This is a genomic window from Mesorhizobium sp. M7A.F.Ca.CA.002.15.2.1, assembly GCF_003998715.1.
Taxonomy (GTDB): domain Bacteria; phylum Pseudomonadota; class Alphaproteobacteria; order Rhizobiales; family Rhizobiaceae; genus Mesorhizobium; species Mesorhizobium ciceri.
The window spans coordinates 1-16,021 of sequence record NZ_RZPI01000047.1; the positions used below are offsets into that span (position 1 = coordinate 1).

A 16,021-nucleotide genomic window follows, 5' to 3' on the forward strand; every position below is an offset into this window, starting at 1 on the left:
TCATCAGGAAGCTGGTCACGGACTGCTCGTGAGCCGTGGCCACATAGCCCTTAACGGCTTGGACATCGAGCGAGGCCGGATCGATGTTGAGGCCGGCGCCAGGTTGAACGATATTCGCGACAATCAGTCCGACAACGAGTGCAAGTGTCGAGAAGGTGAGGAAATAAACCATCGCCTTGGCGGCAACTCGGCCGACCTTCTGCAGATCGCTCATGCCGGCAATGCCGGTCGCAATTGTCAGGAAGATGACAGGTGCGATAATCATCTTGACGACTTTGATGAAGGCATCGCCGAGCGGCTTCAGGCTCTGGCCGGTTTCCGGATAGAGGTAGCCAATTGCGGCTCCCAGGACTATGGCGGCAAGCACCTGCACGTAGGTCCGGGCAAAATGGGGCTTGCGGGGCGCTGCGATCGCGCGGGGGACTCTTGGAACCAACACCGTTTCTCTCTCCCTGACCGGATCGGGGTGGGGGCTCCTCCTTCTCCCATGCTGCGCTCCGGTCGAGCGCTGCTGTCATCTCGGAGCAAGCGCCGTGCCAACTGGAGGCCTGTCCCGTCCAGCGAGATTGGTGCGGGTTGCGCACTGGAACCCTCCACCTTTGCCGGAATTTGCACTCAAGGCTCGCCAAAGATCGCGTCTGAAGAAGTGCTTCGCCAGAGAGGGAATTGACCAGGTCGCCTTGCGGCCGTGTCTTTGATGTCTGCCGCAGATCGACTGCCGGCCGATATCTCTGTCGTCTTGGTGACTTTGGTTTGTCAGTTTTGCGACGGAATGCGCGCAAACTGCAGGATATCCTACACGCCCATCAGAGCACGCGGTACAAGCGATTAAGCGTAGGAGCGCATTGAATCTCCGAGGTCAAAAAATCTTGAATAAGGTCCCCGTGCGAAGTGAATCCGCAACTCGTCAAAGTTCTCCACCGTTTGATCCAGCGGTCGCGTTTCCTGGCGCTGCAGGATGGCGTTATCTGATGGCTCAAGCGCTGGAACGCCCAGGAAATCCCAAACCGCTCCCAGGCATTGGGCAGGTTCGTGAAGTAGGCTCTCGTATTCCATTACAAGCAGGTTGGTCGACGTGAAGGAGTCCATAACGCGAGCGTGAAAATCGTCGGCGGCTTTGAAATAAGCCTCACAGTCGGCGATTGACAACCTGACGCTCGGTGGCCGAGCGGTATCGTTGTCCCAGCTGAACTTCAGCCAGTGACCGCTTTCCCTGGCCTGCACAAAGGATCGGAGCGATTCCAATACGTTTCGGCGAACAACAAGGATGACCTTGAGTGCTGGCCAACGAGCCAGTTCCGCAAAGAATGCGGGACGCTCGCGAAACTGAGGTTCATTGATCTTGCATCCAAGATGCGTCACATTCTTGTAGTCGCGCATAGGGCAGCGCACATAGGCAAGCTCAAGAAGCTCGCGATCCGTGCCTAGCAGGCGATCAGTGCTGGGCCAATTGGGATCATATTCGTTTAGCAACTCACCGTTACTCAAAACGGTCGGATGCTCGTTTAGCAATTCTTCTAAATAGTGTGTTCCGGTCCTTGGCATAGCAAGGATCACAAAAGGCTCAAGAGTTGCTTCGTTGTGGGTCATTGCATGTGTATCCAACTAAATAATGGCCGCGACGGTCTGTGGACGCGCACAAGAAGCTTGGCTGCTATCGATTGAACGCTCCGGGTGGGTCCGCGCCTCACCATCCAGCCTGTTCTTCGAGGTGTGGTCGCGAAGCTGGGCGGGTGCCTGCAGCGGCTGGGTGGCGCCCGGCTTCGGCGTTGTACCACTCGCGATTCCTAGCATACGCATGCCTCCGGGCCGCTGTGGGCAGTTTGCATCCGGCATTGCGGACCTCCTTCTGGTTAATGGGTGTAAGCAAGCGTCAACGCATTAGTCGTCGATGAAACAGTCCAGCCGACAGAAAAAAAGGCAATACAGCGAACATGCAAAGTGCGCCTATATGCAGCCCTACATTGTCGCCCAGGCGGCCGAGCATCACCGGACGGATTAGCTCGATAGAATTCGCCAGGGGCGAGAAGGCCGCAATCTGCTGAAACACTCCTGGCAATTGGCCGACTGGAAAAACCGCGCCCGAAAGGAACAGCATGGGTGTGATGACAAGCGTCTGATAGAAAATAAAATAGTGATAACTGGGCGCGAGCGCGATGACGAGCATGGCCAGGCTCGCAAAGGCGAATCCGGTGAGAGCGACGACCGGTAGCACGTAGAGAACCGACGTCCACGCGGCATAACCTAGCGCGGCCGCAACAATCGCAATTGTCGTACCGGCCAGAAAAGCCTTTGTGGCTGCCCAGGTCAATTCACCGAGAACGATGTCGCCGAGGGTAAGTTGTGTGTGCAGGATTGCTTCCCAAGTGCCCTGATCGCGCATTCGACCGAAAACCGCGTAAATTGTTTCGAAGGTTGATGCTGTCATCGCGCTCGTCGCAACCATGCCGGCTGCCAGAAAGGCGATGTAGGATGCACCTTCGATGCGGCCTACCAACAGTCCAAGGCCAGTGCCGAGCCCGAAAAGGTAAATCATCGGATCAGCAAGGGTGCCGAGCATTGAAGCAAATGCCACCTTCTTCCATGCCAGATGATTGCGGCGCCACACCGCCATCCAGTTCCAGGCGTTGGCGGGTAGAGCGGCCGCAAAACGTTCACCCATTGCTCACTTCTCCATCTCACGTCCGGTTAACCGCAAGAAAACGTCCTCCAGACTGGGTGGACGCTCTAGAATACGCAGACCCGCTCGACCGCGAAGCTGGATGCGCACATCCTCCGGCTCAGGCGCATAGCAAAAGAGCGTCTCGCCGCTTACCTCGACACGCTGAACGTACGGTCTGATCAGCGAAATCAGCTCCTGTGGATTACCGCCGAAGATCTCGATCACGTTGCACCCAATGTACTCGTCGATCAGCGCATGAGGACTGCCCTCGGCGATCTTGCGTCCCCGCTCGAGAACACACAGCCGATCACAAAGCCGCTCAGCCTCTTCCATGAAATGGGTGGTCAAAATGATCGTTTTTCCGCTCGCCAGCAGGAAACGAAGTCGCTCCCAGATCAGATGGCGGGCATGCGGGTCGAGGCCGGTCGTGGGCTCATCCATCACAAGCAACTGGGGGTCGTTGATCAGAGCACGTGCCAGCGTCAGGCGCCGCTTCATCCCGCCGGATAGCAGGCCGACACGTGAATCCGCCTTGCTCTCAAGGCGAGCGAACTCGAGCAGCCGTGGGATGACGGCGTTGATCTCTCTTGTACTCATGCCGAAGTAGCGCCCGAACACCAACAGGTTCTCACGTACCGTAAATTCCAGGTCGAGATTGTCGAACTGCGGGACCACGCCTATGCCCTTGCGGGCCAAGCGGCTGCGTGCCGGCACTGGTAGACCGAGGACTGTTATATCACCCGCGTCAGGCCGGGTCATACCGAGGAGCATACGCGCAATCGTGCTCTTGCCTGCGCCGTTAGGCCCCAGCAGACCGAAGCACTCTCCCGATGCAACGGTGAAGGACAGCCCGTCCACAACGAGCTTGTTTCCGAATAATTTGGTTACGCCGGTAAGGTCGATTGCTACATTGGACATGCGTCTATCTCAAGCGGAATGAGTCCGATTGGCCACCGGCAGCTTACTTGCGAATTCTGGTTCAGAGCAGGCCACCGCCTTGAGATGACACCTTTGGAAAGTCGCGGCCGGAGCGACGTGTGTATCGCTTCCGCCAAAGAATAACGTCAAGATGCCACGTGTCGCTTCCACATAGTCCCCGTTCTGACCATAGGTAACTCGACAAGCTTCACCCCGTGTCGACTGACACAACTTACTCGGTCACTCGGCGCTGCAAGGCCGTCAGACTTCACTAGCTGTGAGCGAAAGATCTGCAGTATGAAGTGACTCCGCAATTCCAGAATTGCCCGCAGCATTTGCTCCGCCAAGCGGCATCGCGCTTGTGATTTCCTTTGTGCTGCTGTTGGGCAGGGGAACACTTTTACGCGACAGCCAATCGCTATTGCTCAATGTACACAGGGCGTAAGCCTTCAAGGGGATCAACAGGAATATCCTGATTAACGCGTGCATTGAATAGCCGATGAATCGAAGCTGCCGAGTGCGGAAAGATAACACCGTAGATCTGATTATGGTCATCGTGACAATAGCCAGCACCGTCCACCAATTTACTGTATGTGAAAATAGTAACTCACCGAGCGCCGTTACTACCGCGATGCCGAGCAACAATGGGCCGAGATTCTCTCCCATCACATCCAAAGTTAGATAGCGATCCAGGCCACGCAGTAGACCTCGCGCAAGCATCGTGTCCCGGAAAGTGCTTCGTGCCCAGCGGAGTTGTTGGCGCAAATAAGGTCCCATCTTGTCCGGAACGACTGTCGCCGCGACGGCACCTGGAACGTACTCGGTTCGAAAGCCTGCTTTCAGCATGAGGATCGTAAGATGACGGTCTTCACCGAAGTCGCTTGGTTTCCCCCTGAACAGCTGCGTCTCGTATTGATCCAGCAGAGAAAGGAGACAAGACCGGCGGTACATTGCACATGGGCCGCAGCAGCACATGACCGCACCAAAGCGACCTTGCGCCGCGCGCTCCTCATTGCAAGCCAGCCAGTATTCCATATCGATCAATCGGGTCAACCAAGTGTCGCTGCGGTTGTATGCCGTCAGCTGGCCCATGGCCGCTCCGACCATGGAATCCCGCATTTTTACTGCAAGCTTCGTGATGACGTCGGACGCAAGTGTCGTGTCAGAGTCGACGCTGAGCACGAAATCTCCAGATGAGCGGCGGATGGCGGCGATCTGCGCCTTGCGTTTGCCAACATTTTCGCGGAGCAGAATGAAATTGAATCTCGGGTCGCCCTCGTAGGCGTGATGTACCGGGATGACGGCATTACGATTTCCAGAACCGTCGTCAACCAGATAGACCTGAAATGTTCCGGAGTAATCTTGATTTGCAATGGAAGCTAAACACGCCGCGAGTGTGCGCGGGTCCTCATTGTAGCAGGGGATAATGACATCCACGCTCGGCCAACGGTCGGATCCGAACAAGCTTTCCGACGGCGGCGTAACATTTTCCGGTTGGGAGTAGACCGCTTGCATGCCTCTGTAAACAGTCGAGAGCACCGCATAAGACGAAACGGCAACAGTACTGGCTGTGGTGAGAAGGTCCATAGGATCTCTGTTTGTTCAGGGATGTTGAGGAAGTGATCGGATTACAAATCCGCGGCCGTGCAATTCTGGAATTAGGCGTGACAACGCTGTCACCGTCTGGTCGCGCAGACTGGCTTGATTGCCTGGTTGCAATTCGTCGGGAGCGCACCCGTCGTGCAACAGCACGATTGCGCCCGGCCGGATATCGGCGAGCACTCTGTCGACGATGGCGTCAACGCCGGGGCGAGACCAGTCGCGTGGATCAATGGACCAATGGACGGGCGCCAATGCCTCACCCGCTAATGCAGCGATTACTTCTTCGGTCCAGATGCCATAGGGTGCACGAAAGTACCGAACCATGGCCTGCGGGCAAGCCATCCCTATGACTCTGTTTGCCTCAACTATCTGGCAGTCGACTTCGACGGACCCGCATTTAGCTAGGTCCGGATGAGTCATCGTGTGGTTGGCTATACCGTGGCCGTCTGTAATAATTCGGCGAACGAGTTCCGGCTCGTCGGCCGCGTAGGCCCCAACAACGAAGAAGGTCGCCGGCACCTGATGTTGCGCCAGCACATTGAGTATCTGCGGTGTGAAAAATGAATTGGGACCGTCGTCAAACGTCAGATAGACGCTGCGCTCTGCAATGCGATCGGCATTGTCACTCTGCCCTTCGCATATGTAGTCCAGAGGCTTCATAGTTCCGGACCGTTCCGGTCGATCAGGGTACCAGACGGCCACTCGTCCATCGAGCGTCCGATCGGCGAAACCAACACGAGTACGTCTTCCAGGCGCGTGGGCGGCAGGTCGGGATGCACATCTGGACGGGTCGACCGTACGCGAACGCCCGACACAATGTTCGCGAGGCCGGCTCTGCAGAATCTTTCGACATGGTTTCGCAGCGCGTGCCGAACCGTGCCGAAAGCGAATGGAACACCCAACTGATGGAGCACTGGGTACGCCACGCGCATCGAAAAACCGATTCCGAGCCCTTCAAGATCCGGACGAACCGCGTACAGGCCCAATTCAGCGACGATCAAGTCGACCTCGCCAACTTTGATGAAGCGCCGCAGCATGCCGATGTGAGCCGCTACCCCATGCGCGTCGTAGCCGATTGCGCGGAATTCCGGCCTCGCGCCGGCCCAACTGCGGCCGCCTTCGAATGGCTCCGCGTTGAAGGCGCCAGTCCGTCCATAGGTCTTTCGAAAAAAGTCGGAGAGTTCGACATGGTCGGCCAGTTGCAGCTCATTTTCCCAGCACAACTTCCACTCGACATTCGGACGCATGGAAGACCTCACCTTGTAGCTGTCTGGTTGAGATAAATGTCCAAGCATTGATTAAATAATTGGCGTCGCGCCAACGGGGCGTAACTTGTGGGGACCGCCGAAAGACCAAGCCGCAATGCAGATGCGACTGACTTTGTACGCCCCGCACACCAGATGATGCTCCTCAGATCCAACGCAACCATCGGAACTACCTATCTTTCCAACTTGAAGCGCTTCTATGGGACCTGCAGCAAAAACGGTAAAATCCTTTGTTTAGATGAAAGGTATCCACGCTTTGGATAACTGGGCGAATGCGTTCCATATGGCTGGTCAATTATCGTCGTCACGCTCGAGGCACTTCTGACGAAGCGCAAAGCTCACGCCCGCGGCACGCGCGGCCGTTGCCGGGCCGCGCGATTATCTCCGTAAGAGCCGAGTGGAGCTCAGACACGACGATTGATCAGAATCTGATTCGCGGGTTCAGTATCTCTTTCGTGTATCCAGCTCTGGGCTGTCCTTTGGCGGGAGTTAGGTTCGCCCAGGTTCTGAGCCTGGGGCGTTGGCCCGTTCGCCGCGCAGGCTCCTTCGCACATCGTCGAGGCCGAGAAAGAGGGGCCACACAGCTCCCCCTGTACTTTCCACCACCCGACACCAGCGCTCACCCAGGGCGCCGGCCTTGCTCACCTCAACGGATAGCGCACTCGCGCCGCTTCACGATTAAAAGAATTCTACAAGCAAGATGCCTGTTTGATCGAGAGACGTCCGCTGCCAATTCCCGCATCGCAGAGGCAGCCAATAGCGCTCGCTTTACATAGTGGTCCGGCAAGCAGCTAGATACGACAGGTGACCTCAAATGAGGCGTCTTGCATGGCTTCTACACCTGCCTGAATGCCAGAACTGCGTTCGTACCGCCCATGGCGAAGGCGTTGCTCATGGCGACGCGCACCTTGCGCTCCCGCGGCACATTGGGTGTGATGTCGAGGTCGCAAGCGGGATCTGGCTCGCGATAGTTGGCGGTCGGCGGCACGACGTCCTCTTGGATTGCCATCACGCAGGCGATCATTTCAAGCGCGCTCGCTGCGCCGAGGCAATGCGCGTGCGTGGACTTGGTGGAAGAGATGGACATCGAATAAGCGTGGTTTCCAAACACACGCTTGATCGCCGCCGTTTCAGTCTGATCATTGCTCTTGGTACCGGTGCCGTGCGCGTTGAGGTAGTCGACGTCCTCGGCATTCAGCCCGGCATCGGCAAGGCAGGCGCGCATCGCCGACGCTGGCCCCTCGACAGATGGCGCGGCAATGTGGAAGGCATCGGCGGAAAGGCCGACGCCGGCGATCTCGGCAAGAATTGTGGCACCACGCCTCGTGGCATGCTCGTAGCTTTCCAGCACGGCCATGCCCGCACCCTCGCCCAGCACCAGGCCCTTCCTATCGGCGGAGAAGGGCCGGCAGGTATCGGGTGAAAGCACGCGCATTGCTTCCCATGCTTTCAGCACGCCCCATGCGAAGGGTGCGTCGCTGCCCCCGGAAACCATTACGTCGGCCCGGCCCAGCTTGATCTGGTCCACCGCCGAGGCGATCGCATGGTTGGCCGAGGCACATGCGGAGGTCACCCCGAAGACCGGCCCGCGCAAGCCGAGGCTCAAGCTAAGATGGACGGAAGCGGCGCTGGGCATCACCTTTACTCCAGTGAAGAGTTCAGCACGGATTGCGCTACCCAAAAGCAGTGAGCGGTAAGTTTGTTCTGTTGCGTACGAACCGGTAAATCCGACGCCCACTGTCGCGCCGAAGCGATGGGCATTCCCCTCGTCGCAGGAAAGTCCGGCCTGCCGCATGGCTTCGCGCGCTGCAAGCACGGCGAGCAAGCTGAAGCGGTCCATGGAGATGAGATGCCCCCGGTTGATGTCGTGCTGGGGCAGCGCCTTGATCTCAGCGCCGGTCATGCCCTCCAGGTCATGAAGCTCGGAATTGGCGATCGGGCCGATGGCGGAGCGGCCTTCGCGCATCTCTTTCCACATAGAGGCGGCCTCGGTGCCCAGTCCGCACAGGCCGCCCACTCCGGTGATAACGACGCGCCTGTCCATTCAAGCCTCCTTCGCAAGCAAGCCGCGGACGGCTTCCACGACGTCGCCGACATTCTTGAGATTGGACCAGGCATCGGCCGTGTTCATGTCGATCTTGATGCCGTAGGCCTGCTCCACATCCCAGAGGACGTCCGCCAAACCCAGCGAATCGAACCCGAGCGCGTCCAGTTCCGTGGCGATTGTTATCTCGCCGACGAATGACGCAGGCATTCCCTCACCGCTCTCCGACTCGGCGCGTTTCTTGATCAGGGCAATGACGTCCGTTGCGAATTGATCGGCCATTCTGTTTCCTGTCTTTCTTTCCCGCGTTTCGACCTGGACGCGGCTCAGTTCCTGAGGCGCGCCGCGTCGCGAAAGCCATCACGCTTGGGCAACTGACAAAGCCCAATGCTCATAAAGCCGGATCAGGTCCGGCCGGTGTGTGGCGTAGGTGCAGTATGACGATGTGAGCCGCTACACGTGCGCGTCTCCCGGTCTGTCCATAGGCTCGGAAGAAGTCGGACAGTTTGACATGGCCGGTCAGTTGCAACTCCCTTTCCCAGCACTCCACTGCCCGGTAGAGCGCATGAAAAATCTCCTTTCGGGCGGTTTCTTAAGACGCTCGCCACGCCATGAGGCAGTGGGGGCATCGGTGTCCATCAGGTGCTTCTGCCCATGCAGGATTCCAGAACATTGATGAAATCGTTTGTTTCGATGAAAGGCATCCACACTTTGGATGGTTGACCACGCTTTTCAAAGATCGTGAACTACATCTCCTCGTTGTGCTCGACGCACTCCGGACAAGTAACCTCATGGGCGCGGCATGCAGGATTAACCGAGCCCAGCCGGTCATGAGTGCGGCCGGCGCTCGGCTGCTCGATTTATTTGCGCGATAAGCTCGCGACCATGTCCGCGGAGGTATTCAAACTTAACGCTGCGTCCGGGAGCTCTTGCCCTCCAGTTTGCGACGCTCCCCCGCCCATCCAGTGATCGTTTATTTCGTCGGATAGTTTGACCCGGCTCTACCGAATCGCCGCTTCAGGATCATTCTTTCCGATTTCGTCACGCTCGTATTTCTGCCGCGTCCTACACCGATTGGGCGCGAACAAAACTGAGCGCCTTGGAACCCGAACCCGTGCGTCGTGACCGGGAGCATCCGGGGCGAACTCATCCGCTCGGGGGCATCGCATCACCGGACGGCGACAGGCACGGTCGACCGGCATCTCGGCATCGGCTGGGAATTCGTCCATGGTCTGCATTGGCGACGACGCTTCCTGAGGCCACGTAGCCCTTATGCCAAGCTGGGCGCCCGGGTCGAGCGCGTAATGACGACAATTGCTTCGCTGCAGGTCAAACGCTTTCCGGGCCACCTGCAAAGTCTTCACCCGGCCGTACAGCGCCCAAGACCACTGATGTGATCGACAAGAGCCTTTTTGATAAATCTGCGCTATTCTCCTGTCGCGCACGGACGACCGCGTGGCGAAGAGCAGGGTCCGAGATGAGAGCCCTGCCGCGCAGCTTCTATCGTCGCGCCTCGTTTGCGGCATCCGTGCCTACCCTCTTCGGACCTCGTGGGTTCCAACCGGCGACGAGGCGTGCATAGGCGCCCTCGGCCTGCTCCACCCAGCGGCGCTCTTCTTCCCGGTGGCTCTTTATGTTGTAGGCGTGCGCTCCCTTTTGGCCGCGCACAGCCTTGCTCCCGGCCTTGAGTTCCACATCGCGCAAGCTTCTTGGCATGCAGGGAGGGTCGAGCCCACGCGTAACTCTCGCCCTTCTCAACAGATGACAGATCACGACAGAGAGTTTGCGTGCGGTTGCCACGGCCGCGACATGCTGTCCGCGCCGGGCTCGCACGCCGCAGGGAGAAGGCTCGCAACGGTCCGGGAGCACGAGCGGCCGCCCAGGCCGCCTCGACGAGCATGCCGCGCGCATGACCACGGCCCTGCTTGGTGATCCGCCCATGGTAGGCCGGACCTGGCCGGACTGCTGGACGCTTGGGTTCAACCCGAGATAGGTCACGAGCTTCTGCGGATCGTCGAAGCGCGACACGTCGCCGATCGCCGCCCTTCATCGCCAGCGCGACGGTGATGTCGACGCCGGGAATGGTCATCAGCCGCTTCACGCCTTCATCCTCGAGAGCCGAGCGGACAAGATCGCGTTCGATGACCTGGAGGTCTTCGCCCAATCGGTCGAACTCGCGCAGATGCCCATCGATCGCGAGGCGCTCGTCCTGCGGTACGACCTGCTCGATTAACCAGGTCCGACCCTTGGCGCCGCACAGGTCAGCATGCGGGCAGGACGGATCAGGTGGCTATGAAGGATCGACTGGATGACGCTCTTCAATCGAGATCTCTGTCGGACAATCTGATTGCGCCGTGTCACCTGTCGACGCAGAGCCTGCGTCGGCTCGTCCGCAATCCAGACTTCTGGCAAGAAGCCGCTGGCATAGAGCTGCGCAAGAACGTCGGCGTCGATCGTCGTTTTGATCTTGGCATAGGCAACGATAAACACCTGTTTCGGCTTGGCGATCCCCACCTTCTTCACATGCGGCGCAACCACAGCTGCAGCGGACGTCGCGTTGCCGGTGGCCTCGATCACCCCGACATCGTTCGGCGACAGCTTCGCGGCGAACGCCGCCAGCAGATCGCGCCGCATGTCGACGCGGCCGAGTCGCCTGAGCCTGCCCTCCTCCCATGCCACTGCTTCGGCGAAGGCGCGGTGAATATCCAGTCCGATGATAAGCATGCCCGTTCCTCCTTCTTGGCTCGGTCAAAGACGGGAGCTGGCGGGCAACACGACATCTACTGATCCGCGCTCGCAGCGCATCCGGGAAAGTCGCGAGGGGCGGCCATGTAACGAGCTCGGGCTCTCAGCCCACGGTCTATTGACGGCCTGCCTGCACCTTTGTGCTCCCGGTGCCCCACGTCCCGGATGGGCTCACCATAAGGGCGTTCCAAAACAAGAACAGCAGGACGAGAAGGCACCACAGATCACATACCGGATAGCGGCAAGGCCAAGCGCTTCGTTCAGATAGGCTTGCGCCAATGGGCTTAGGCCGAGCCTACAACAGCTCTCAAAAACGCTGCCGGACTGCTGCATTGGCTCGCCGATACAATTGGCACAGGCCTCACGGCAGCTTAGGATCAAACCGCCCATCAGTCGCCTCGGACTGGAAAGGTGCACCCTATTAGGTTCCACGCCTAGCTAGGTCGGGGCCGCCGAAGACGCTGGTTGATAGACCGGCGCCATCGGCCCGGCGTTTCAAACTGCCAATCTCTGACCTGCACAGTACGAACGATTGCTCGCTTCGGCAGATCACGCGGCTCATATGTCGGACCTTAACGTCATCCATCATAAACTTTTTGCGACAAAAGATTGCAAGAATGCTAAATTGTTAAAGTCGTTTGTTTCGGTTAAAGGCATCCATCCCATGGATGGCTGATGACATGCGTTTCAAAGGACTTGATCTAAATCTCCTCGTTGTGCTCGACGCACTCCTGACGGAGCGTAATCTCTCGGCGGCGGCACGCAGGATTAACCTGAGTCAGCCCGCCATGAGTGCGGCCGTCGCCCGACTGCGCGATTATTTCCGCGATGAACTGTTTACGATAAGAGGTCGCGAAAGATTTCTAACCCCGCGTGCGGCAGCATTTGCCCCCGCAGTTCGCGACGCTCTCCAGCACATCCAGTGCTCGATTATTTCTTCGGATCCGTTTGACCCAGCTCGAGCCGATCGCCTCTTCAGGATCATTCTTTCCGATTTCGTCACGCTCGTGTTTTTCGAAAAGCTTGTGGAGCGTATTTCACGGGAAGCCCCCGCCGTCAGCTTCGAACTGCTGCCTGTCGACGATAGCCCCGATGAGCTTCTCCGGCGCGGTGACGTCGATTTTCTAATTCTACCGGATATGTTCACGTCGAGTGTGCATTCAAGCGTTGCGCTGTTTGACGAGAAGCTCGTGTGCGTAGGCTGTCCCACAAACAAGCAGCTGCCACAGCAGCTTACATTCGAGAGATACATGTCGATGAGGCACGTCGCGGTCAGGTTCGGGCGTACGATGAAGCCGTCTATCGAGGAATGGTTTTTGCTTGAGCATGGCCTTAAGAGACGTGTCGAGGTCGCCGTGCAGGGCTTCAGCATGATTCCACCTATGGTGTCCGGCACAGCTCGTATAGCGACCATGCCCTTACGGCTGGTCAGGCATTTCGAAAAAACGTTCCCCCTGCGGGTTATCGAACTTCCGCTGCCATTTCCCACATTCACCGAGACCCTCCAATGGCCGGCCCTCCACAATAGCGATCCGGCAAGCATCTGGATGCGGGAGATAATGATACAGGAGGCATCTCGGATGGCTGCCCCGCTGTGAACCCACGGAAAATTCAGGCGCACCTATAGTCACTACTCCTGTCACCATCTACTTTGACGACAATAGCCCTCGCCGGATAAAGTCGATGCTGGCGGCAAGTGCGCCTGCGAGATCGTCCAGAGAATGGACTTCCTCGACCAGCTCGAATGAGAAAGGTCCCGCGTAGCCGCCATCCAGCAGCGCCTGAATCTGGCTGCCATTGTCGGAACCTGCAAGAAAGCGATCGGGGTAAATCCAGAAGGTCGGGTCGTTTACGCTTGAAATGTGCACCAGGCCGGTAAGCTCGCAGAACAGGCATGTCTCCCCGGCCAGGGTGTGGTGGAACGTGTCGTGCACGAGGCGAAAGACGGACTGGCCATCAACCGCGGCAACGGCCTCGGCCGCTTCCTTCTTTGATCGAAGCGAGCAGGTTCGGAAACCCAGCGGCTCGATGAGACCGATCAGACCCCGCGACTGGAGGATTGGCTTGATCTCGTTTAGAGCGAAACGAAGATTGTCCTGGCGCTCGCTATTGGTGGGCCACGAGCTGCGGTTGGCCGGCACCAACACGAGCGTCTCCGCCCCGCACGCCGTCGCATAATCGGCGAGGTTGCTTGCCTCGGCCTGACGCGTTGGAGTCCAGTCGTTGAACCGCTGCAAGGCGTTGACAGAGATGATCGTGACGCCCGCTTCGGTAGCGGCCAACCGAACGTCCGCAGCCGGAATGCCGCGTGCGACAGGATTGCTGAAATGAGGGTAACGGATTTGGACGTCGGTCAGGCCTTGGTCACGGGCAAGCGCGAAAAGCGCACTGACGTCAAGGCGGGGCGCCGCCATGTGATCGAGTGCAAAGCGGGGCGATACCTGGCGCATTGCTTGACTTTCCTTCCATGAAGCGCGGCTGCCATTTCGGCATCCGGCTTCTTTCAAGACGGAACCACGCCGGTTCACAGATCGGACAGAGACGGCCGAGTCAATCGAGCTTTCCTTTCATCGGTGAAAGGAAAATGGGCGCTCATGATAGAAATCCATCAAGGTCAAATATTTTCCGGAAGATAAATGTCGAACGGCAGAAATGTCTGCCCCGGGCTCTCCGCGACGCCGGCTTTGATGGCCCGCTCCATTGCCATTATCAGCTCCTGGCAAAGTCGGCGCATTGGCGTGCCGACCGCCATCGTCAAGATGTCATCCGCAAGCGCCCCACGTGACTGCGGCGTCATTTCACTCACGATCGCGACGAGATCCTGACCGCTCCCCTCTTCTCGGAGCGCGGAAATTGCCCCCTCTATCCCCCCGCCGGCCATATAGAAGCCGACGAGCTCTGGTTCCCGCTGCATAAGATCCAGCAATTTTTCGTAAGTGAGCTGCCGTTCATCAAGGTTCACGAGCGCATCAAGCACCTCGAATTTTGGCGCGTTCTCACGAAAATACGCACGAAAGGCCGTTTCCCGCGTCGCATGCGCCTGGAAGCGATGGCTTCCGACAAACACCGCCACCTTGCCGGGCCGTTTTGCGGCCTTGGAAAACACCCAAGCGGCAGTCCGTCCGACCTTGCTGTTGTTGAGGCCGATGTAGCCCTCGCGCACGCCATCGGCGAAGTCGGATAGCAGCGAAAATACCGGGATACCTTTCGCCTTGAGCTCCTCGACTGATGCTGTGATTTTCGGGTGATCGGCCGCCACCATGGCGATCGCCTGGCAGCGGCTCCCAAGGTCCTTAAGAAGCGGGAGCAGGTCACGCGGCAAATGTGACTGCGCGAACTCGATGATCGGAAGGCCGTGGAAGGATTTAGCCATACTGACCGACTCTTCGATCTTGCGAGCGAAATCTTGGTAGAAATCGTGGGTAGGTTTTCTCAAGATGAAGCCCAGCTTGTAGTGCGGCAGGTGCTGCTGCAAGCGCTGTTTGATGAGACCGGCAGCATGATAGCCGATCGCGTGCGCGGCCGCATGGACCCGCTGGGCGGTCTCCTCTCGCACCGGAAGGCGGACGTTCAGAACCCGATCGACTGTTGCTACGCTGACTCCGGCTTCGCGGGCGAGATCGGCTATTGTGACGCGCTTTCCCCTAGCGATTCTGATCGGCCGGTCCTCCATCATCCGGTGCGCTCCCGCGACGGCTTGGGGCGGCAAGCTGAAATAGTTCCCCCACCCCGCGGATAGCGCATTCGACGAACAGCGCTCCATGCGCACCCAGATGAGTCTCCGTGAACCGTTCGTTTGCTTAGGGGCTTCATGGTGTTGTATTACTCACTGCGTTAGTACTCTATTTCCAGCGCTCTTTGGAGGCTGGCAATTCGACTGTTGTGTCAAGGCCGCTACTTACACGTCGCGCTGTTGCGATCTTGCTTGCGGGGAGCCAGTTTGATGTAACCCTAACCGCGGAAAGCGGTTTCCATCCGTGACTGGTCCAATTCGCCTTCCCAGCGAGCGACAACGAGCGATGCCACCGCATTACCGACTAAATTCGTCAGCGCGCGGCATTCCGACATGAAGCGGTCCACGCCAAGAATTAGAGCCATTCCGGCAACGGGAACACTCGGCACGACAGAGAGAGTAGCGGCCAATGTGATGAAGCCGGCGCCGGTGACGCCTGCCGCACCCTTCGAGGAAAGCATCGCAATTAGCAGCAGGAGGATCTGATCGGCAATTGACAAATCTGTGTTCGTCGCCTGGGCGATGAAGAGGGCGGCGATCGTCATGTAGATATTGGTACCGTCCAGATTGAATGAGTATCCAGTAGGGATGACGAGACTTACGACCGAACGGGCGGCGCCGGCCTTCTCCATCTTCTCCATTAGCGAGGGCAGCGCGGCCTCCGAGGAGGACGTTGCCAGGACAAGCAGCAGCTCGTCCTTGATGTAGCGGACGAGAGAAAAGATCGAGAAGCCGTTGTAGCGGCAGACCGCGCCGAGAACCCCGAACACGAAGAGGAAGGCGGTAAGATAGAACGTCGCGACCAGTATCGCGAGGTTGGCCACCGAACCGATTCCGTATTTGCCGATCGTAAAGGCCATTGCGCCGAAGGCGCCGATGGGTGCAGCCTTCATCAGAATGCCGACGAGCTTAAAAATGGGGGCGGTAAGCGCCTGGAGAAAGGTAACGACCGGCCTGCTCGTCTCTCCGGTCATCGCCAAAGCAATGCCGAACAGGACCGAGAAGAACAGGACTTGCAGGATGTCGCCTTCCGCGAAGGCACTGGCAATCGA

At 58.3% G+C, this 16,021-nt stretch carries 13 protein-coding genes and 1 pseudogene; 1 reads left to right on the forward strand and 13 read right to left on the reverse strand.

Annotation, left to right across the window (positions count from 1 at the left end):
- The 10 genes and pseudogenes from ENZ74_RS05105 to ENZ74_RS05150 all read right to left on the reverse strand — a co-directional run.
- Window positions 1-439 (reverse strand): cation:dicarboxylase symporter family transporter (locus tag ENZ74_RS05105; RefSeq protein WP_127312683.1); only part of this gene is annotated, 439 nt, incomplete at its 3' end.
- A 389-nt stretch (window positions 440-828) separates the two neighbouring features.
- Window positions 829-1,590, reverse strand: a complete 762-nt coding sequence (locus ENZ74_RS05110) for a sulfotransferase domain-containing protein (RefSeq protein WP_063169397.1) — start codon at window positions 1,588-1,590, stop codon at window positions 829-831.
- 283 nt (window positions 1,591-1,873) lie between these two features.
- Window positions 1,874-2,662, reverse strand: coding sequence for an ABC transporter permease (locus ENZ74_RS05115; RefSeq protein ID WP_063169398.1), 789 nt, complete (start codon window positions 2,660-2,662; stop codon window positions 1,874-1,876).
- 3 nt (window positions 2,663-2,665) lie between these two features.
- Window positions 2,666-3,580, reverse strand: a complete 915-nt coding sequence (gene nodI / locus ENZ74_RS05120; protein ID WP_024505873.1) for a nodulation factor ABC transporter ATP-binding protein NodI — start codon at window positions 3,578-3,580, stop codon at window positions 2,666-2,668.
- 261 nt (window positions 3,581-3,841) lie between these two features.
- The gene (gene nodC / locus ENZ74_RS05125) at window positions 3,842-5,167 is read right to left on the reverse strand and encodes a chitooligosaccharide synthase NodC (RefSeq protein WP_063169399.1); all 1,326 of its coding nucleotides are present in this window, start codon (window positions 5,165-5,167) and stop codon (window positions 3,842-3,844) included.
- A gap of 15 nt (window positions 5,168-5,182) precedes the next feature.
- On the reverse strand, window positions 5,183-5,842 hold the full coding sequence (gene nodB, locus ENZ74_RS05130) for a chitooligosaccharide deacetylase NodB (protein WP_063169400.1): 660 nt from the start codon (window positions 5,840-5,842) through the stop codon (window positions 5,183-5,185).
- Window positions 5,839-6,429, reverse strand: coding sequence for a NodA family N-acyltransferase (locus ENZ74_RS05135; protein WP_063169401.1), 591 nt, complete (start codon window positions 6,427-6,429; stop codon window positions 5,839-5,841). The genes nodB and ENZ74_RS05135 overlap by 4 nt, the downstream gene beginning before the upstream one ends.
- 853 nt (window positions 6,430-7,282) lie before the next feature.
- Window positions 7,283-8,491 (reverse strand): beta-ketoacyl-[acyl-carrier-protein] synthase family protein, encoded by a 1,209-nt coding sequence (locus ENZ74_RS05140; protein ID WP_063169402.1) that lies wholly within the window; start codon window positions 8,489-8,491, stop codon window positions 7,283-7,285.
- The gene (locus ENZ74_RS05145) at window positions 8,492-8,773 is read right to left on the reverse strand and encodes an acyl carrier protein (protein ID WP_029356603.1); all 282 of its coding nucleotides are present in this window, start codon (window positions 8,771-8,773) and stop codon (window positions 8,492-8,494) included.
- 1,218 nt (window positions 8,774-9,991) lie between these two features.
- Window positions 9,992-11,215: pseudogene (locus tag ENZ74_RS05150) on the reverse strand (IS110 family transposase).
- A gap of 701 nt (window positions 11,216-11,916) precedes the next feature.
- On the opposite strand from ENZ74_RS05150, the gene ENZ74_RS05155 reads away from it, so the two are divergent.
- On the forward strand, window positions 11,917-12,834 hold the full coding sequence (locus ENZ74_RS05155) for a LysR family transcriptional regulator (protein WP_063170390.1): 918 nt from the start codon (window positions 11,917-11,919) through the stop codon (window positions 12,832-12,834).
- A 48-nt stretch (window positions 12,835-12,882) separates the two neighbouring features.
- Here the strand turns inward: ENZ74_RS05155 and ENZ74_RS05160 are convergent, their stop codons facing one another.
- The 3 genes from ENZ74_RS05160 to ENZ74_RS05170 all read right to left on the reverse strand — a co-directional run.
- The gene (locus tag ENZ74_RS05160; RefSeq protein ID WP_063169395.1) at window positions 12,883-13,686 is read right to left on the reverse strand and encodes a TIM barrel protein; all 804 of its coding nucleotides are present in this window, start codon (window positions 13,684-13,686) and stop codon (window positions 12,883-12,885) included.
- A gap of 164 nt (window positions 13,687-13,850) precedes the next feature.
- Window positions 13,851-14,912: a LacI family DNA-binding transcriptional regulator gene (locus ENZ74_RS05165; protein ID WP_051695606.1), complete on the reverse strand. Its 1,062-nt coding sequence runs from the start codon at window positions 14,910-14,912 to the stop codon at window positions 13,851-13,853.
- A 275-nt stretch (window positions 14,913-15,187) separates the two neighbouring features.
- Window positions 15,188-16,021: cation:dicarboxylase symporter family transporter (locus ENZ74_RS05170; RefSeq protein WP_127312684.1), on the reverse strand; the 834-nt coding region annotated here is incomplete at its 5' end.